Origin of the sequence: Pseudomonas sp. S07E 245 (assembly GCF_019599025.1) — a bacterium.
In the GTDB taxonomy this organism is placed as follows: domain Bacteria; phylum Pseudomonadota; class Gammaproteobacteria; order Pseudomonadales; family Pseudomonadaceae; genus Aquipseudomonas; species Aquipseudomonas shirazensis.
Genome location: NZ_CP080625.1, coordinates 158,186 through 173,438, shown reverse-complemented (window position 1 = coordinate 173,438; position 15,253 = coordinate 158,186). Strand labels below are relative to the sequence as shown.

Annotated in this window: 13 protein-coding genes; 1 reads left to right on the top strand and 12 read right to left on the bottom strand. The window is 65.4% G+C overall.

Annotated elements, in window-relative coordinates; translation table 11 throughout:
- Positions 1-10 precede the first annotated feature (10 nt).
- Entirely contained in the window at positions 11-4,315 is a 4,305-nt protein-coding gene (locus tag K3F44_RS00770) for a hemagglutinin repeat-containing protein (RefSeq protein WP_220633182.1), read from the top strand.
- A gap of 53 nt (positions 4,316-4,368) precedes the next feature.
- On the opposite strand, the gene K3F44_RS00765 is transcribed toward K3F44_RS00770, so the two are convergent.
- Genes K3F44_RS00765 through K3F44_RS00710 form a run of 12 tightly spaced genes read right to left on the bottom strand, consistent with a single transcriptional unit; the run spans position 4,369 to position 15,033 of the window.
- Positions 4,369-5,028 (bottom strand): general secretion pathway protein GspN, encoded by a 660-nt coding sequence (locus K3F44_RS00765; RefSeq protein ID WP_101317068.1) that lies wholly within the window; start codon positions 5,026-5,028, stop codon positions 4,369-4,371.
- Positions 5,025-5,411, bottom strand: a complete 387-nt coding sequence (gspM, locus tag K3F44_RS00760) for a type II secretion system protein GspM (protein ID WP_101317066.1) — start codon at positions 5,409-5,411, stop codon at positions 5,025-5,027. Before gspM ends, K3F44_RS00765 begins: the two co-directional genes overlap by 4 nt.
- Complete coding sequence (locus tag K3F44_RS00755; protein WP_220633181.1) at positions 5,411-6,499, bottom strand: GspL/Epsl periplasmic domain-containing protein; 1,089 nt, start codon at positions 6,497-6,499, stop codon at positions 5,411-5,413. The genes gspM and K3F44_RS00755 overlap by 1 nt, the downstream gene beginning before the upstream one ends.
- 11 nt (positions 6,500-6,510) lie before the next feature.
- Positions 6,511-7,101: a Tfp pilus assembly protein FimT/FimU gene (locus K3F44_RS00750; RefSeq protein ID WP_220633180.1), complete on the bottom strand. Its 591-nt coding sequence runs from the start codon at positions 7,099-7,101 to the stop codon at positions 6,511-6,513.
- The gene (locus K3F44_RS00745) at positions 7,098-7,466 is read right to left on the bottom strand and encodes a type II secretion system protein (RefSeq protein WP_207072487.1); all 369 of its coding nucleotides are present in this window, start codon (positions 7,464-7,466) and stop codon (positions 7,098-7,100) included. The genes K3F44_RS00750 and K3F44_RS00745 overlap by 4 nt, the downstream gene beginning before the upstream one ends.
- The gene (gspH, locus tag K3F44_RS00740; protein ID WP_150571041.1) at positions 7,463-7,900 is read right to left on the bottom strand and encodes a type II secretion system minor pseudopilin GspH; all 438 of its coding nucleotides are present in this window, start codon (positions 7,898-7,900) and stop codon (positions 7,463-7,465) included. Before gspH ends, K3F44_RS00745 begins: the two co-directional genes overlap by 4 nt.
- Positions 7,901-7,903: 3 nt before the next feature.
- On the bottom strand, positions 7,904-8,338 hold the full coding sequence (gene gspG, locus K3F44_RS00735) for a type II secretion system major pseudopilin GspG (RefSeq protein WP_101317055.1): 435 nt from the start codon (positions 8,336-8,338) through the stop codon (positions 7,904-7,906).
- Between the two features lie 15 nt (positions 8,339-8,353).
- Positions 8,354-9,556: a type II secretion system inner membrane protein GspF gene (gene gspF / locus K3F44_RS00730; protein WP_181088601.1), complete on the bottom strand. Its 1,203-nt coding sequence runs from the start codon at positions 9,554-9,556 to the stop codon at positions 8,354-8,356.
- A gap of 3 nt (positions 9,557-9,559) precedes the next feature.
- On the bottom strand, positions 9,560-11,008 hold the full coding sequence (locus K3F44_RS00725; protein WP_220634123.1) for a GspE/PulE family protein: 1,449 nt from the start codon (positions 11,006-11,008) through the stop codon (positions 9,560-9,562).
- Positions 11,008-12,966, bottom strand: a complete 1,959-nt coding sequence (gspD, locus tag K3F44_RS00720; RefSeq protein WP_220633179.1) for a type II secretion system secretin GspD — start codon at positions 12,964-12,966, stop codon at positions 11,008-11,010. The genes K3F44_RS00725 and gspD overlap by 1 nt, the downstream gene beginning before the upstream one ends.
- Before the next feature lie 4 nt (positions 12,967-12,970).
- Positions 12,971-13,396 carry a pilus assembly protein PilZ gene (locus K3F44_RS00715; protein WP_220633178.1) on the bottom strand — a complete coding sequence of 142 codons (426 nt, stop codon included), beginning with the start codon at positions 13,394-13,396 and terminating at the stop codon, positions 12,971-12,973.
- A complete protein-coding gene (locus K3F44_RS00710; protein WP_220633177.1) occupies positions 13,393-15,033 on the bottom strand; it encodes a lipoprotein UxpA in 1,641 nt (546 codons plus the stop codon). Before K3F44_RS00710 ends, K3F44_RS00715 begins: the two co-directional genes overlap by 4 nt.
- Between the last annotated feature and the right edge of the window lie 220 nt (positions 15,034-15,253).

Sequence of the window (15,253 nt, the reverse complement as noted above, 5' to 3'; positions counted from 1 at the left end):
AAAAACAATAATGAAAAACCTTGCGCAACTCCCCCTGATCCAACCAGACACACTGCGCTGGGCGGTGTTTGTCGGCCTGTTCTGCACGGGCGCAGCCCTTGCCCAACCCGCATTGCAGCCCAGCAGCGGCCCCGGTGGAACGCCCGTGATCAACCCGGCCCATGGCGTGCCGGTGATCGAAATCGTCCCGCCAAATGCCAGTGGCCTGTCGCACAACCAGTTCATCGACTATAACGTCGGCAAGCCCGGGCTGGTGCTCAACAACTCGCTGCAGTCGGGCCAGTCGCAACTGGCCGGCGCCCTGGCGGCCAACCCGCAGTTTCACGGTCAGGCCGCTTCGACCATCCTCAATGAGGTGGTCAGCCGCAACGCCTCGCTGATCGAAGGCCCGCAGGAAATCTTCGGTCGCGCGGCCAACTACATCCTCGCCAACCCCAACGGCATCACCCTCAACGGCGGCAGCTTCATCAACACCACCCGGGCCGGCTTCGCGGTCGGTACTGCAGAGGTCCAGGACCAGCAGTTGAAGCTGCTCGATACCTTGCAGGCGAGCGGCTCGCTGCAGGTGCTGAGCGGCGGCCAACGCAACGACGGCGGTGCGCTGGACCTGATCGCACCGCAGATTCACAGCACGGGCGAGCTCGGCACCAAGGACGACCTCAACATCACCGTTGGCCGCAATCGTATCGATGCGGTGACCGGTAACGTCGTCGAACACCTGGCTGCGACGCCTTCGAGCATCGACGCCCAGCTGTTCGGTGCGATGCACGCAGGGCGTATTCGGGTAGTCAGCACTGGCGAAGGTGCCGGCGTGCGCGTTGGCGCGGTGCAGGTCAACGGCCGTGACGGCGTCAGCATCGGTTCGGCAGGCGATCTGTTCATCAGCGGTGAACCCGGCCAGGCCGCCACGTTACGCAGTGAGCAGGGGCTGTTGAGGCTGCAGGCCAGGGACAACTTGACCCTGCGCGCTATTGATGGCCAGGCCAAGCGTATCGAAGCCAAGGCCGGGCAACAGCTGACCCTGGATACCACTACCCGCGAAACCATCGCCCGCGAGCAGGAGAACTGGGATAAAGGCTGGTGGTTCGTGACCACCGAAACTTACAACCGCGACCGCACTACCACCGAACGCACCGTGCAAGGCACCACGTTGAAGGCTGACGAAGCGGTCCAATTGCAGTCGGGCGGCGACCTGCGAATGGCTGCCGCAACGCTAACCAGCGAGGGCCAGATTAATCTCGCCAGCGGCGGCAAACTGGACATCGACGCAGCTGTCGACAGCACGCGGGTAAACCAAACCATCCGCCATCGCAAACACCTGTGGAATGGCGACAGTAACAGCGACGACTATCAGGAAACCGCCCGCGGCAGCCGCCTTCAGGCTGGCCAAGTCAGCGCCAGTGCCACCGGCGCGATAAACGTCCGCGGCAGTGAAGTGCATAGCCAGAGCGATGCAGTCCTGCACAGTGACCAGGGCAGCCTCGAGGTCACCAGCGGGCAGACCCAGTCAAGCTCCAACTCGCACAGCCGCGACAGCAAGTTGTTCGGCATCATAAGCAAGAGCAAGGACGACGCCGAGCAACATGAACAAGCCCAGGCCAGCGAAGTGCAGGCCCAGAGCAACCTGCACCTGGCCAGCGCCGAGCAGATGCGCATTCACGGCTCCAGGCTCAAGGCTGGCCAGCAGTTGAAGGTCGACGCCAAGGGCGATCTGCTGATCGACAGTGCCCAGTCTCGATCCCAGCAGCAGGCTTCAACTCATCAACGCGGCCTCACCGCATCTGCCAAGCAGACCCAGGAGGCTGAGGACGGCAAGCCTGCTTCGCACCAGTACCAGGCGGGCCTGGGCTATCAGGTAGTCAACAGCCAGCATGAGCAGCAAGACACCACCCAGCTGGGCAGTGAGCTGCAAGCCGGCAACGTCGACCTGCGCAGCGATGCCCACCTGCAAGTCAACGGCTCACAGGTCAAGGCCACCCACGGCGACCTGAACATCAACGCAGAGCAAACCACTCTGAGCGCCACCCACAATCAGCACGAGTCGCTCGACAGCTCCAGCCAGAGCGGCGGCGGCCTGCTGTTGAGCGGCGGCATCGACAAGCTCGGTGCGGCCTTCGAAGGCCACCACAACCGCGATACGCAACAGCAAAAGGACAGCAAGGTGCAGCGCAGCGAACTCTCGGCCACAGGCAACCTTCATATCAACAGCAAGCAACTGGTCACCGAAGCCGCACGGGTGACTGCCGGCGATACTCTGCAAATCGATGCCGAGCACATCGACAATCGGGCGGTGCATGACACTGAAGTGCGCGAGCACAACCGTAACGACTGGAGCGCCAGCCTGGGTGGCAGCCTGGAATACCGCGGGCTCACCCGGCCGATCGAGCAACTGATCGCAGGCGGTGAGGGTCAGCGCTTCCAGCAGGCCTCTGTGGAGGATGCGCTGGTCGCCCCGAGCGCCGGCGCCGACATGACTGTGGAGCACCTCAAACGCTTGGAAAACCAGCGCCGCGGCTATGCGCAGGTCAGCGAGCTGAGTGGTGGCTCGGTGGTGGTCAAGGCAGATCGCATCGATGATCAAGGTACGGCATGGCGAGCCAATACCGGCACCCTGCAGATCGATGCCAACCGTCATCACATGGCGGCGGCGGTTGATCAGCAGCAGAGCAAGGTCGACCGCCTGGCCTATGGCGGCGACCTGCGGGTCGACACCAGCACTGGCGAAGACATCAATGTGCGCGCCTCGGCCAAGGGTGACTCACTGGCAAGTCTTGTCAGCAAGGACACGGCCCGCCCAGGCAGCCTCTACGGCAAGCAAGGCATTCAGGTTCAGTTGGGCAGCGAAGGCCGCTATGAGGGCAGCCGCTTCGACGGTGGCGATGCGGGGGTAAGCCTGCACAGCGGCGGGCAACTGAGCCTGGTGCAGGTCACTGATCGGCACAGCGAGCAGATCAATGCCATCGAGGGCAACGCCTGGGCCAAAGGCGGCAACCGCCCCGGCAGCACGGGGGGTGAAGTGCGCGGCTATCTCAAGAGCGAGCAACGCTCGCTCGACGATACGACTGCGCAGGTGGCCCAGATCGACGCCAAGGGCGATGTCAGCCTGAGCAGTGCTGGCGACCTGTTGCTGGAAGGCACACGTATCGGCAGCCGAGCGGCCAAGGTCGCCAACGTCGATATGAACAGCGCCGGGCTGTTACAGGTCAAGGCCGCTACCTCAAGTCACGAGGCCCACGGCAACGCCCTCGGCGGCGGCCTGGAATTGGCCCTCAAGCAAGGCGATAGCCGCGGTGGCGCAGTCGGCGGCCACTTCAACAATGGTCGTGTGGATGAGTCCTCGCGCCAGGCAGTGGATGCGCAGATCGACGCCACCGGCAAGCTGGCCCTGGCCAGCAGCGCACGCGAAGAAACTGCCATGCACCTGCAAGGGCTGCAGGCGACGGCGGGGCAGATCGCGATCACCGCAGACAACGGCGGCCTGCTGCTGGAAGGCTCATCGAACAGCGAGCGGCGCGACAACCTCGCCGTCACTGCCGGCGCCGGCTTTGCCCAATCCAGCGGCAGCCTCGACAGCCAAGGCCTGCACGGCCGGGTCAAGGTCAACCTCGACCAACGCGATAACCAGACCAGGAACACCAGCAACCTGCGCGCCGACCACATCGTCCTGACCAGCAGCGGCGACAGTCGCTTGCTGAGCGCGCGCCTGGATGCAGGACGCATCGACGCCGACATCGGTGGCGACCTACTGGTCGCCAGCCGCAAGGACCAAGTCAACAACCTCAGCGTCGATGTTGATGCGCGCTTGAGCCGCGAGCGCAATCCGCAGGGCTTCAACAATGCCCTGGCTGCGTTGGCAGGTCCCGCGGGCGACAAGCTCACCGGCAAGTTCGGCAAGCAGGTCAGCAAGGTCGACCCAAGCCTGTCGCCTACGCTGAAACTGGACGTGTCGCAGGTTCAGCGCGACACCGTCAGCGAGCAAGCGAGTTTGAGTGGACGCGATGAAGTCCAGCTCAACGTCGGCGGCAATCTGAAACTGGAAGGTGCCAAGCTGCAGTCAGGCAAAGGCCAGGGGAAGGTGCAGGCTGCATCCGTCACCGAGCAGACCCTATATGGCCGCGACTACCGCCGCGATGTGGCTGTGGATGCGTCAAATTCGCCGGTCGATCTGGGCACGGCATTGCTTGACGTGATCAAGAACAGCACTCGCACTGATGGTGAGAATGCCTTGAACCTGGGTTTGCTGCGCACCAGCGGGCATGATCGAAGCGAGGTATTCGCATCGAGTATTCAAGACACACGCACGCCACGTAAGTAAGGGCTGCGCTGGCCTGTTCGGTTCAGAACGGACGGGCCTGCGCGGGTGGGTTGCTACCAGCTGACACGGCGCTGCATCTGTAATGCCTGCATGCCCAGCAACTGCGCCCCGCGCAAGATCGGCACCAGGCCAGTGTCAGGCTCCAGCGCGAGGTTGATCTTAGCTTGCCGGCGCAACAGGTCAGCGTCCACACGGCCGTGGTGCTGCCCGTCTGCCTGCAGTGTTCCCGACAGATTCCAGCCGTCACTGCAGTCCATCTGCAGCGTCGCCCGGCCCAGCCCCAGCGACCATGGCTCGACCAGTGCCAGGTCGTGTGCCTGAAGTTGCCCTTGCGCCGCGCTGCAGCCCCAGCCAGAGCCCTGCATGCTTATCGCGCCCTGCCATTGCCCGACCAGGCGGTAGCCGACCGGCACCCGTGCCTGCGCGCCAAGCGCGGCCAGCTCTGCCCGCCACGCCCAGGGCCAGCCGGACACCTGTGCCTGCCAGTCCTGGCCTTGAAAGCCCGCCTGCACCTGCCCGCTGATGCGCCACGGCTGCAAGTGCCAACGTACCAACCCAAGCTGCCCCCACTGCGTCGCCTGGCCCTGCCAGATGCTGCCGGCAACCCCCGTTGCAGGTAGGCCCAGGCCACTGACGACCCAGCTGGCGGGCAGTTGCGCCAGCACGCTCACGCAGAACACCATCACCAGCCACAGCCCAGCGCGCTTGCTCATGGCTGCACCTGCAGCTCGAAACGCAGCCCGCTCGGGTCTTGCTCCAAACCCCATTGCAGCAACTGCACGCCATCGGCCTGCAAGGCCGCCAGCCACTGTTGCAGATGCTGCTCATCAGCCACCTGGCCGCGCAACTGCCAGAGGCCATCGCGCGGCTCGACATCGAGCAGCTTGACCTGCCGCACCTGCGCTGACTGGCGCAGTTGCTCAAGACTCACCGGCGCGCCTTGCTGCAAGCTGGCCGCCGACTCGGCCAAGGCCTGCCATTGGCGCATCTCCCCCCAGTGCGCCAGCGCGGTACGGCTCGCAAGCGCCAGCAGCAACAGCGCGATCAGGCCGCAAGCCAGCGGCATACGGTTTCGGTGCAACCATTGACGGTCCATCATGCGGCTCCCAGATCGAACACCACCGGCCACTGCCCTGCAGCGCCGACTTCGACGCTGGCGCCGACGGATTTGGCTAGCGCCTGCCAGTCCGGGGCACTACCCTCCCCGTCCAGGCGCAGTTGCCAGCGCTGGCCATCGAAGCGCACCGCTTGCAGGCGCCAACCGGGATTCTCACCCAGCCAAAGGTCCAGCTGGGCCTGCAAGTCCTGCAGCTTGCGCAGGCGCAACTGACGCTCGCTGTGCACCTCGCCCAAGCGCTTGAGTGCCACACTCGCCTGGCGCAGCGTGGCCTGCTCGCCGGTTACGGCCAGCACCTGCTGGCGATACACCTCAGCCTGGCGCCACTGCTGGCTCAGCCAGATGCCGGCCCACAGCGTGGCCATGGCGAGACAGGCAACGGCCAGGCGCAACGGGCCACGTGGCAGCTTGAGCGGCTGACGCTGACGCGGCGCGGCGAACAGATCGGGCAAGCTATCGAGGCATTGCAGTTGGGTCGGCCAACTACCTTGCAGTGAATTGAGCTGCAGTTCGGCCCACGGGCTGGACGGTGCCTGGCCAAGGCGCTGCGGCCAACACAGCCAGTGTTCAAGGCCATCGGCGGTGACAGCGCGCAACAGTTCGAGGCCATCGCCACGTTGCCAGCGCCAGCCGCTGCCGACAGCAGGCGCAGGCAGCAATTGCATCTCAGTCCAGCAGCGTTCGATGTTCAACGCCCACCCCGCGCATTGTTCGCGCCAGTCTTGCAACTGCGCACGCGCGACCACTGCCAGGCGCAACTGCCTTGGCGAACGCCCGAGGCAGGCACACAACACCTCATCAGCTGCCTGCAACAGTCGGTCTTCAAGCAGCAGCGGCCATTCGTCGCGCTTCAAGCCGGGTGGCGCGGACATGTGAAAATGGCTGCAAGACGCGGCAGGAATGATCAGCGCAACCCGCGCCTCAAGATCGGTCGGGGGCTGGCCTTTGCCGTGGCGCGACGGCTGGTTACCCTGCACCAGCAGCCAGTCCCACGGCTGATCAACGTTGCCCGGACGCAACAGCAACCAAGGCCGGGGGCTGCGCTTGCGACGCCAATCAACAGCCATCAGCGCCACCTTCAGGACAGCCCATGGGGCAAAGCGAATGTACAGACATAAGGTGCTCCATCACGCTGCAGGTGCAGCCGCACACCGGCGCCGGGGTGTGCCGGTTGATCGGAAGGCCAGGCCAGCCAGCGGCCGCCCTGGTAATAGACAACGCTCCAACTGCTGACCCGCTGCAACCGCTCGCGCACGACCCAATGCGGCATGCCGACGGCATACAGGTCTGCCGAGCTTTCCAACAGCAACTGCTGCTCGCGCGGATCGAAGCGCAGGCGCTGACGTTGCAGCCGCGAGCCGCCCTCGGCCTGCGGCCAGGCGGCGGCAGCCACCCAGAGCAACTGCTGCGCCTGCGGTTGCCAATCGAGCCAGCGCACGGCCAAGGGCAAGCGCTGCTCATAGAGACGGCGCAGCACCGGGCTGTCGAAACGCCGCTCCAGGGCCAGGCAAAACTCCAGCACACCGCGTTCGTTGCTGGTGCTGTCGAGACGTTCGCGAACTTTGAGCCAGCCGTTGACCAGCGCGGCGAGCATGACCCCGAGCACGGCAGTCAGGGCCAGCGCGACCATCAGCTCGATCAGGGTCAAGCCTGCCTGGCGACGCTTCATGGCCGCTCCAGAAACACGCTGTACAAACCCAGCGGCAGGCGCTGCTCGCGGTCTGCGAACAACTGCAGCTCGCCACGGCGCAGGTCACGCACACCGGTGCTGCGCAATTGCAGTTGCCAATGGCAGGTCTGCCCGCCCTGCTGCAATTCTCCGCTGCCCTGATTGGCCGCAGGCCAGTACTGCTCGACGACAAAGCGCGCCTGCAATTCACGCGCGCAGAGCAGCCCGAGGCGATGCTGCTGTACGGTCTCCTGCACCGCCAGGCGCTGGCGCAGGACCTGACTGGCGATCACCGCCAGCACCGAGGCGATGGCCAGCGCCACCACGACCTCAAGCAAGGTGAAGCCCGCCTGGCGCGACTTCATGGCGCGGCCTGGGTCAGCAAGCGACCGTCGCGCCCCCACTGCCAGCGCTGGCTGCCTTGCGGCCAGCGCCACAGCAGCGTGCCGGGCTGTGCCCAGCCCTCGGGAGTGAACAGCAATTGCGGCGTAGCACTGGCGGACCAGTCCGGGCGCAGCGTCTTTGGCCACTGGCCGAGGCGCACCGGTTCGACCACCCAGGCGTCGCCCTCGCGGCGAACAAACTCCGGCTGCCGGCCGTTCCAACGCAGCCCGCGCAATTGCCCGGCATGGCGCGCCAGCGCAGCTTGCTCGCGGGTCTGTGCAGCCAGCCGCTCGAGCGTCTGGCTGACGTTGCTGTTGCCACTGTCGAGCCAGGCCACACTGAGGCCGCTCATCAAGCCGGCAATCGCCAGCACCACGAGCAGTTCGATCAGGCTGAAGCCACGCTGAGCGAGCATCGGTCACAGCGCCCAGTTGCCCAGGTCGGCATCCAGGTCTTCGCCGCCCGCTACGCCATCGGCACCCAGCGAATACACGTCGACCCGACCATGCTCGCCGGGCATGCGGTACTGGTACGGAGTGCCCCAAGGGTCTTCTGGCAAGCGGCGGATATAACCGTCGCTGCGCCAGGCCCGCGGGACGGGTTCGGCGACCGGTTTTGTAACCAGCGCCGCCAAGCCCTGCTCGCTGCTGGGAAAGCGCAGGTTGTCGAGCCGATACATGTCCAGCGCCTGCTCGAGCGTTGCCAGGTCGGCCATGACCTTCTGGCGCATGGCCTTGTCCTGATTGCCCAGCACGCTCGGAGCGACCACGGCGATGAGCAGGCCGATGATGAAAATCACCACCATGATTTCCATCAGGGTGAAGCCTTGTTGGCGCTTACGTCGATGCTGCATTGCCGGTTCTCCTTGTCACAGTTGCAGGCCCTGGTTGAGTTGCATGATCGGCAGCAAGACCGCCAGTACGATGAACAGCACCACGCCGCCCATCACCAGAATCATCAAAGGTTCAAACAGCGCCATCGCGGTATCGACCTGACGGGCAAAGCCACGCTCCTGGTCGTCGGCCACGCGCTCGAGCATGTCGGCCAGGGTGCCGCTGGCCTCGCCGCTGCCGACCATGTTCACCAGCAGTGGCGGAAACTGTTGGCTGGCGTCCAGTGCCCGGTGCAGGCTGGTGCCGCCCTCGACCTGCTGGCGGACCTGCTCCATGGCCTGGCGAATGCGCCGGTTGCCAACCGTTTCGGTGGCCACCTGCAGCGCTTCGAGCAGGGCCACGCCACTGCTGCTGAGAATCGCCAGGCTGCGCGCCAGCCGCGCGCTTTCCAGCACTTGCAGCAGGCCGCCGACACGCGGCAGGCGCAGCAGCCATTGATCGCGGCGCAGGCACCAGTGCGCTTTGCGCAGCAGCCAGCGGCTGATCACGCTGAATAGCAGGACCGCCGCCAACAGCCAGGGCCCGGCGCTGACCAGGCCCTGGCTGAGGCCGATGAGGATCGAGGTCACCAGCGGCAGGCTCTGTCCGGAATGGGCAAATTGTTCGGTGAGTTTGGGCACCACGAAGGTCATCAGGCCGACCACTACGGCCAGCGATACACCCATCAGCACCGCCGGATAGATCAACGCCGTACGCGCCTTGTGTTGCTGGCGCTGGACCTGTTCGAGGTGATCTGCCAGCCGCGTCAGCACCTGCGCCAGCCGCCCGGAACGCTCACCGGCTTCGACCAGCGCGCAGTAGAGACCAGTGAACGGCGCGCCCTGCCTTGCCAAACTCCGGGCCAGCCCAAGGCCCTCGGCCAACGCCCCGCGCACACCGACCAGTACCGCTTGCAGCGCCGGCTGGCGCAACTGCCGCTCCAGTGTGGCGAGGGCATCGACCAGAGGGATACCGGCGCCAGTCAGGGTTGCCAGTTGGCGGGTCAGCTCGCACAGCTGCGCCCGGCTGAGGCGCTGGTGACGGGAGCGACCGGTCGCGTTGTCGTGGCGCTTGAGGTCTTTGGCGAACAACCCCTGCTCGCGCAACAACTGCCGTGCATGGCGCTCGCTGTCGGCCTGCAAAGTGGCGGCGTGGCGTTTGCCGGCAAGGTCGACGGCCTGGTAGCGATAGGTCGGCATAGGTTAGCCCTGGACCACGCGCAACACTTCGGCAAGGCTGGTCTGGCCGCGCTGCAGGCAGTCACTGGCCATGCTCACCAGGCTGCGCCGACGGTCGTTCAGGTAGGCGTGCATGGCCACTTCGCTGGCGCCCTCGTACAGCAAGGCAATCAGCCCGGCATCCAGTTCAACGAATTCGTACAGGCCCATCCGCCCGGCATAGCCGCTGCCCTGGCAGGCTTCGCAGCCGACCGCGTGAAAGGTCTCGCGCAACGCACCCAGTTCGGGGAACAGTTGTTTTTCTGCGGCCTGCAGCGGCTGCGCGACAGCGCAGCTGCACAGTTGCCGGACCAGCCGCTGGGCCAATACGCCGCGCAGGCACGAGGCAATCAGAAACGGCTCGATGCCCATGTCGCGCAGACGGGTAACGGCGCCCACGGCGCTGTTGGTATGCAGGGTCGACAGCACCAGGTGGCCGGTGAGGCTGGCCTGCACGGCAATCTGTGCAGTCTCCTGGTCGCGGATTTCGCCGAGCATGATCACGTCCGGGTCCTGACGCAGAATCGCCCGCAGGCCGGCGGCAAAGGTCAGCCCGGCGCGTGGGTTGATCGCGGTCTGGCCAATGCCGGCGATGGCATATTCGACCGGGTCTTCCACGGTGAGGATGTTGCGGCTGCCGTCGTTGAGGCTGTTGAGGCTGGCGTACAGGGTGGTGGTCTTGCCCGAGCCGGTCGGGCCGGTACTGAGGACAATGCCATTGGGCCGCGCCAGGCAATTGCGCAAGCCCTGCAACACGGCGGTGGGCATGCCCAGGTTGTCCAGCGCCAGCAGACTGGCCTGCTTGTCGAGCACGCGCATCACCACCCGCTCACCGTGGATGCCAGGCAAGGTCGAGACCCGCACATCGATCTCGCGACCAGCTGCGCGCAGGGTGATCCGGCCGTCCTGTGGCTGGCGTTTTTCGGCGATATCGAGGCGGGCCATGACCTTGATCCGCGACACCAGCATCGCCGACAGTGCCCGCGGTGGGCGCAGCACTTCGCGCAGGTGGCCGTCGACGCGCAGGCGCACCACCAGGCTTTGCTCGAAGGTTTCGATGTGGATGTCCGATGCACGCAGGCGCATGGCCTGGCCGAACAGGCCGTTGATCAGGCGGATCACCGGCGCTTCGTCATCGCTTTCGAGCAGGTCTTCGATGCGTGGCATTTCGCTCATCAGGCTGTCGAGATCGACCTGCTCGCCGATGCCTTCGATCAACGCCTGGTTGGCCGCGCTGCCGGCTTGATAAAGCTGGCCGAGGCGTTGATCGAAGTCTGCCGCCGGCAGGTACTCGACCGCTGCCGGCTGGCCGTGCACGCGCAGCAGTTCCTGCAACTGCGCGCTGTCGGCGTCGGTCCGCAGCCACAGCTGCCAACCTTCGGCGAGTGGCGCCAGGGCCAGGCCGGACTGGCGCGCCAGGCGATAGGGCAGCATCACCAGTTACCGCCTTCGAGCCGCGCGCGGCTGGCCGGAAACACCTGCAACAACTGCGAGCCTTCGGCCAACGCTGGCAATTGCAGCGGCGTGCTCTGCTGCAGGCTGCGGTACTTGTCCTGACTCAGACCGGCGAGGCTTGGGCCGTCACGCAGGATGCGCGGGCGGATGAACACCATCAGGTTCTGCTTGGTATTGCGGCTGGCATCGGAGCGGAACAAGCGGCCCAGCACCGGGACATCACCAAGCAGCGGCACACGCTGGTTGCTGGTGCTCAATTCATCGCTGATCAGGCCACCGAGAATCACCAGGCCGTTGTCCTCGACCATGACCTTGGTCTTGATCTCGCGCTTGTTGGTAATGACGTCACTGGCGCTGCTGCTGTCGGCAATCGACGAAACTTCCTGGACGATATCCAGGCGCACACTGTTGTCGACGTTGACCTGCGGTTTGATCCGCAGCTTGACCCCGACCTCCTTGCGCTCGATGGTCTGGTACGGGTTGGCGTTGTTCTGGGTTACCGAGCCGGTCACGAATGGCACCTCCTGACCGACCAGGATCGACGCCTCGGCGTTGTCCAGAGTCAACAGGGTTGGCGTCGACAGCAGATTGAAGCCGCTCTTGCCCTTGAGTGCATTGACCAACATGGCGAAGTTGAAGCCGCCGCCGAAGTTGCCGATGCCGGCAGTCACCCCAGTGGTGGCCGACAGCAGCTTGCCCAGCGCACTGGTATCGCCCTCGGCGGCCGCGCCGGCAATACCAGCGATGTTCACTCCGTTGCTGCCGAAGTTGACCACGCCAGCGCCAAACTTCTCGTCAGCAAACAGCCACTGCACACCCAACTCCTGGGCTTGAATGTCCGAGACCTCGGCAATGATCGCCTCGACCACCACCTGCGCACGACGGATGTCCAGCTGCTCGACAATGTTGCGATAGGCCGCCAGCTCGCTGTCCGGGCCGACCATCACCACAGCGTTGGTGCCCTCCTCGTATTCCAGGCGAATACCGGACTCACTGGCCATCGCCACCGGCTGATCCTTGCCCTCGCCCTGCCCTTCGGCCGGCACCGCGCCGGTCTGGCTCAGGCCGCGCAAGACCTTGACCACTTCGCTGGCATTGGCGTGGCGCAGGTAGATCACCTGGGTATTGCTGCTGTGCAGGTTGTCGCCGGGCCGATCCAGCTGCGCCAACAAGGCGCGCACGCGCTCACGGCTGTCGGCGCTGCCGCGCACCAGCAAGGCATTGCTGCGCGGGTCGGCCACCACCTGGGCACGGTCGGCGGCCTGTTCACTGGCCAGCAGCCGCGTGACCAACTGGGCGGTATCGGCAGCGCTGGCGTGCTGCAGTTTCATCACCTGCAGTGGCTCCTCGCTGACCTGGTCGAGTTCGCGCAGCAGGCTGTCGATGCGTTCGAGGTTGCTGCGCCAGTCGGTCACCACCAGCAGATTGGCCGCAGGGTACGGCGTGATCACGCCCACCCGGGGATCGATCAGCGGCTTGATGATGCCAAGTATCTGCTCGCTGCCCGCATTGCGCACATTGAACACGCGGGTGGCGACACCATCGCTGCCGGTATTCTTGCTGGCGGCGTTCTCGACCGGCACCGGCTCGAGCCGCGCGGCTTGATCGGGGACGATCTTGACGCTGCCATTGGGCAGGTCGACGGCGGCGTAACCCTGCGCACGCAGCTGGGCGAGGAAGATATCGTAGATGGCGTCAGCGTCATGCCGGTCGACGGTGCGCACGGTGACCTTGCCTTTGACCCGCGGGTCGACGATGAACGTAGTGCCGGTGATCCGCGACACGCTGTCGATGAACTCGACCAGGTCAGTGTCGACGAAATTCACTTCGTACATCGGCGTGCCGCCTTCGTCGAGCACCTCGGGCTCTTCAGCCCAGGCCAATGACAAACTCAGGCTCAGGCTCAATGCAGCCGCTGCGCAGTATCTAGCAAACATCAACTCATCCTTGCCGCTTGAAGCCGATCACGGCGGGCCGTGGCGGCCAGGGCAGGCGTTCGCGCCGCCCCTGGTTGTCGATAATCAGGCCTGCGCCATCGATGTCCTGCAGCACGATCCCCGGCGCCAGCCGCTGGCCGCGGCCCAAGGTGCGAATCTGCTCGCCGAAACGCAGCACCACCACCGTCGCCGACAGCGGCTGGGCACGCAGCCCGCCGAGGTACTGCAAGGGCAGCCGGGTCAGAGGGATCTCGCCGGTGTCGAGCGGGGCTTGCCAGTGCCCCGCCATCAGCCCTGGAATGGCCGCGTGTTCAGGCTGCGCCGTCGTGGCCGGCTGCGGCTGACGGCTAAGCTGCAGCACACATTGCGCCGCCAGCCAGCCGGCGAGGGTCAACAGCAAAAAAGCGCCGAGGCGACTGCTCCAGCTCACGTCTTAGCCTGCCGTGGGTGCCAGCCGGGATGCCCCTGTACATAGCGCACCTCAGGCAACTGCAGCGGTGCCAGGCGCCAGTCGCTGGGCTGACGACGCAACCAGGCTTCGAGGGTTTGCCACAGCGGCTCACCGGCATCGGCGGCGAACTGCAGGCCGAAGGTGCGGCACTGGCCCTGCACGGTCGCAAAGTCAGCGATACGCTTGCCTTGCGGGCTATAACTGACGCGCCAGGCCTGGTCTTGCCAGCGTGGTAGATCCTGGCTGTTGTCGAGCAGCAGCGGGTCGCCGAACAACTGCTCGGCGGCGTTTTCCAGCACCTGTTCAACCTGCCGTGCCGGCGCCTCGACCACGGGCGCCGGGTAGCCACCGGTAAGGCTTATCAGGTGCTCGCGGGTAATCATTTCACCGCCTGCCAACGGATAGTCGTAGCGCAGCCCCGGCAACAACACCGGCATGGCGCTGCTGTCAGACAACGCTTGCTGGAGCAAGGCATCCCAACTGCCGCCGCGCGTATCGCGCCGCCACAGGGCTTGCGGCGCTCGCGCCAACGGTAGATCGAGCCAAGCGGCATGGCCGGCACGCTGCGCCCGCACCACACTGCGCAGTTGTGCGGCGCGCGCCTGGGCAACGGGCGTCAACTGCTGCTCGAAGGCGGGAAAGAAACGCGCCTGAAACTGCCATTGACCCGCCACCTGCTGGCAACGCAAACGGAACGCGCCGCTGCCACGGCAACCGGCGAACAGCACCGGCACCTGCCGGCCGCTGGCCTGGCTGGCCAGCACTGGCGCCGGCCACAGGTCCTGGCCACGGGCGCATAGCAGCACGTCGATTTCAGCCACGCGCTCGGCCAGCCACAGGCCCGGGCCGGTGCCGACATCGGCCAGCGCGACGACCAGATCAGCCTCGCCCCGCGCCTGCTGAAAGACCGCTTGCAGTGACTGATACCACTGCTTCAGAGAGGCTTTTTGATCCTGCGCATAAGGGTCGGTCACCCCCACCACAGCAATCCGCACACCTGCGCGCTGGAACACCCGCAGGCTGTCGATGCCGAGCGCCTTGCTCTGCTCGGCAGACAGGCCTGCACCCAGTGTCGTCGCGGCAGACTGCTGATACAGCGCCGCACAGCGCTGTGGCCAGAGCACACGTTCATCGCTGCTGACGCGGACATCGCTGCCCAGTAGCTGGCTGCCCTGCACGCCGCTTTCGCCCTGGCTCAGATAAGCCAGGCCGCTGCCATTCCAGCCCTGGCCGTTCTCCAGGGTCAGGCAGTTGTCTGCGCCGGCTTCGTTGCGCAGTTGCTCGAGCAACGCGGCCAGCACCGGGTACCCACCCAGCTGTGCGCGGCTGCTCTGGCTGGCATCCAGCAAAGGCGCAAGCTCCGGGGATGCGGCACTGGCGCTGGCGCCGGTCATCCACGGCGCGCGGCCGAGGTGGCTGACCGGCCCCAGGCGCGTCGCCGGCACCACCGCCTGGCCGGGTTGGCGGGCATCCAGGGTGTCGGCGAGATACAGCAGGTCCAGCGGCGCACCGCCGCCACGCTGGCCGGGCAGCGCCGAGCAGGCGCCAAGCAACGGCGTCAACGCCGCGACACCCATCCAGCTGATTACCTCGCGTCTGCCCACACTGCTAACCATCAGGCCCGCATCCTTTTCCGAGTTCACGTTGGGGTTCGGATATTGCGGCGCTCAGATGACAGTTTCATGGCAGATATCCGACAGTAATCGCCGATTGTTCTGTCAATACGTAGTGGTAAGAACTGCTGGTTTTAAGCAGACCTTAATATTTCTGCCAAGGAATCATCACACTTGAGCACTACAGTCGCGGTTTCCTCCAACTCAGCCACTATAAGGACAC

Coding starts and splice junctions, on each gene's coding strand:
- K3F44_RS00770 (WP_220633182.1), top strand. CDS start 11: ATGAAAAACCTTGCGCAACTCCCCCTGATCCAACCAGACACACTGCGC.
- K3F44_RS00765 (WP_101317068.1), bottom strand. CDS start 5,028: ATGAGCAAGCGCGCTGGGCTGTGGCTGGTGATGGTGTTCTGCGTGAGC.
- gspM (WP_101317066.1), bottom strand. CDS start 5,411: ATGGACCGTCAATGGTTGCACCGAAACCGTATGCCGCTGGCTTGCGGC.
- K3F44_RS00755 (WP_220633181.1), bottom strand. CDS start 6,499: ATGGCTGTTGATTGGCGTCGCAAGCGCAGCCCCCGGCCTTGGTTGCTG.
- K3F44_RS00750 (WP_220633180.1), bottom strand. CDS start 7,101: ATGAAGCGTCGCCAGGCAGGCTTGACCCTGATCGAGCTGATGGTCGCG.
- K3F44_RS00745 (WP_207072487.1), bottom strand. CDS start 7,466: ATGAAGTCGCGCCAGGCGGGCTTCACCTTGCTTGAGGTCGTGGTGGCG.
- gspH (WP_150571041.1), bottom strand. CDS start 7,900: ATGCTCGCTCAGCGTGGCTTCAGCCTGATCGAACTGCTCGTGGTGCTG.
- gspG (WP_101317055.1), bottom strand. CDS start 8,338: ATGCAGCATCGACGTAAGCGCCAACAAGGCTTCACCCTGATGGAAATC.
- gspF (WP_181088601.1), bottom strand. CDS start 9,556: ATGCCGACCTATCGCTACCAGGCCGTCGACCTTGCCGGCAAACGCCAC.
- K3F44_RS00725 (WP_220634123.1), bottom strand. CDS start 11,008: ATGCTGCCCTATCGCCTGGCGCGCCAGTCCGGCCTGGCCCTGGCGCCA.
- gspD (WP_220633179.1), bottom strand. CDS start 12,966: ATGTTTGCTAGATACTGCGCAGCGGCTGCATTGAGCCTGAGCCTGAGT.
- K3F44_RS00710 (WP_220633177.1), bottom strand. CDS start 15,033: ATGGTTAGCAGTGTGGGCAGACGCGAGGTAATCAGCTGGATGGGTGTC.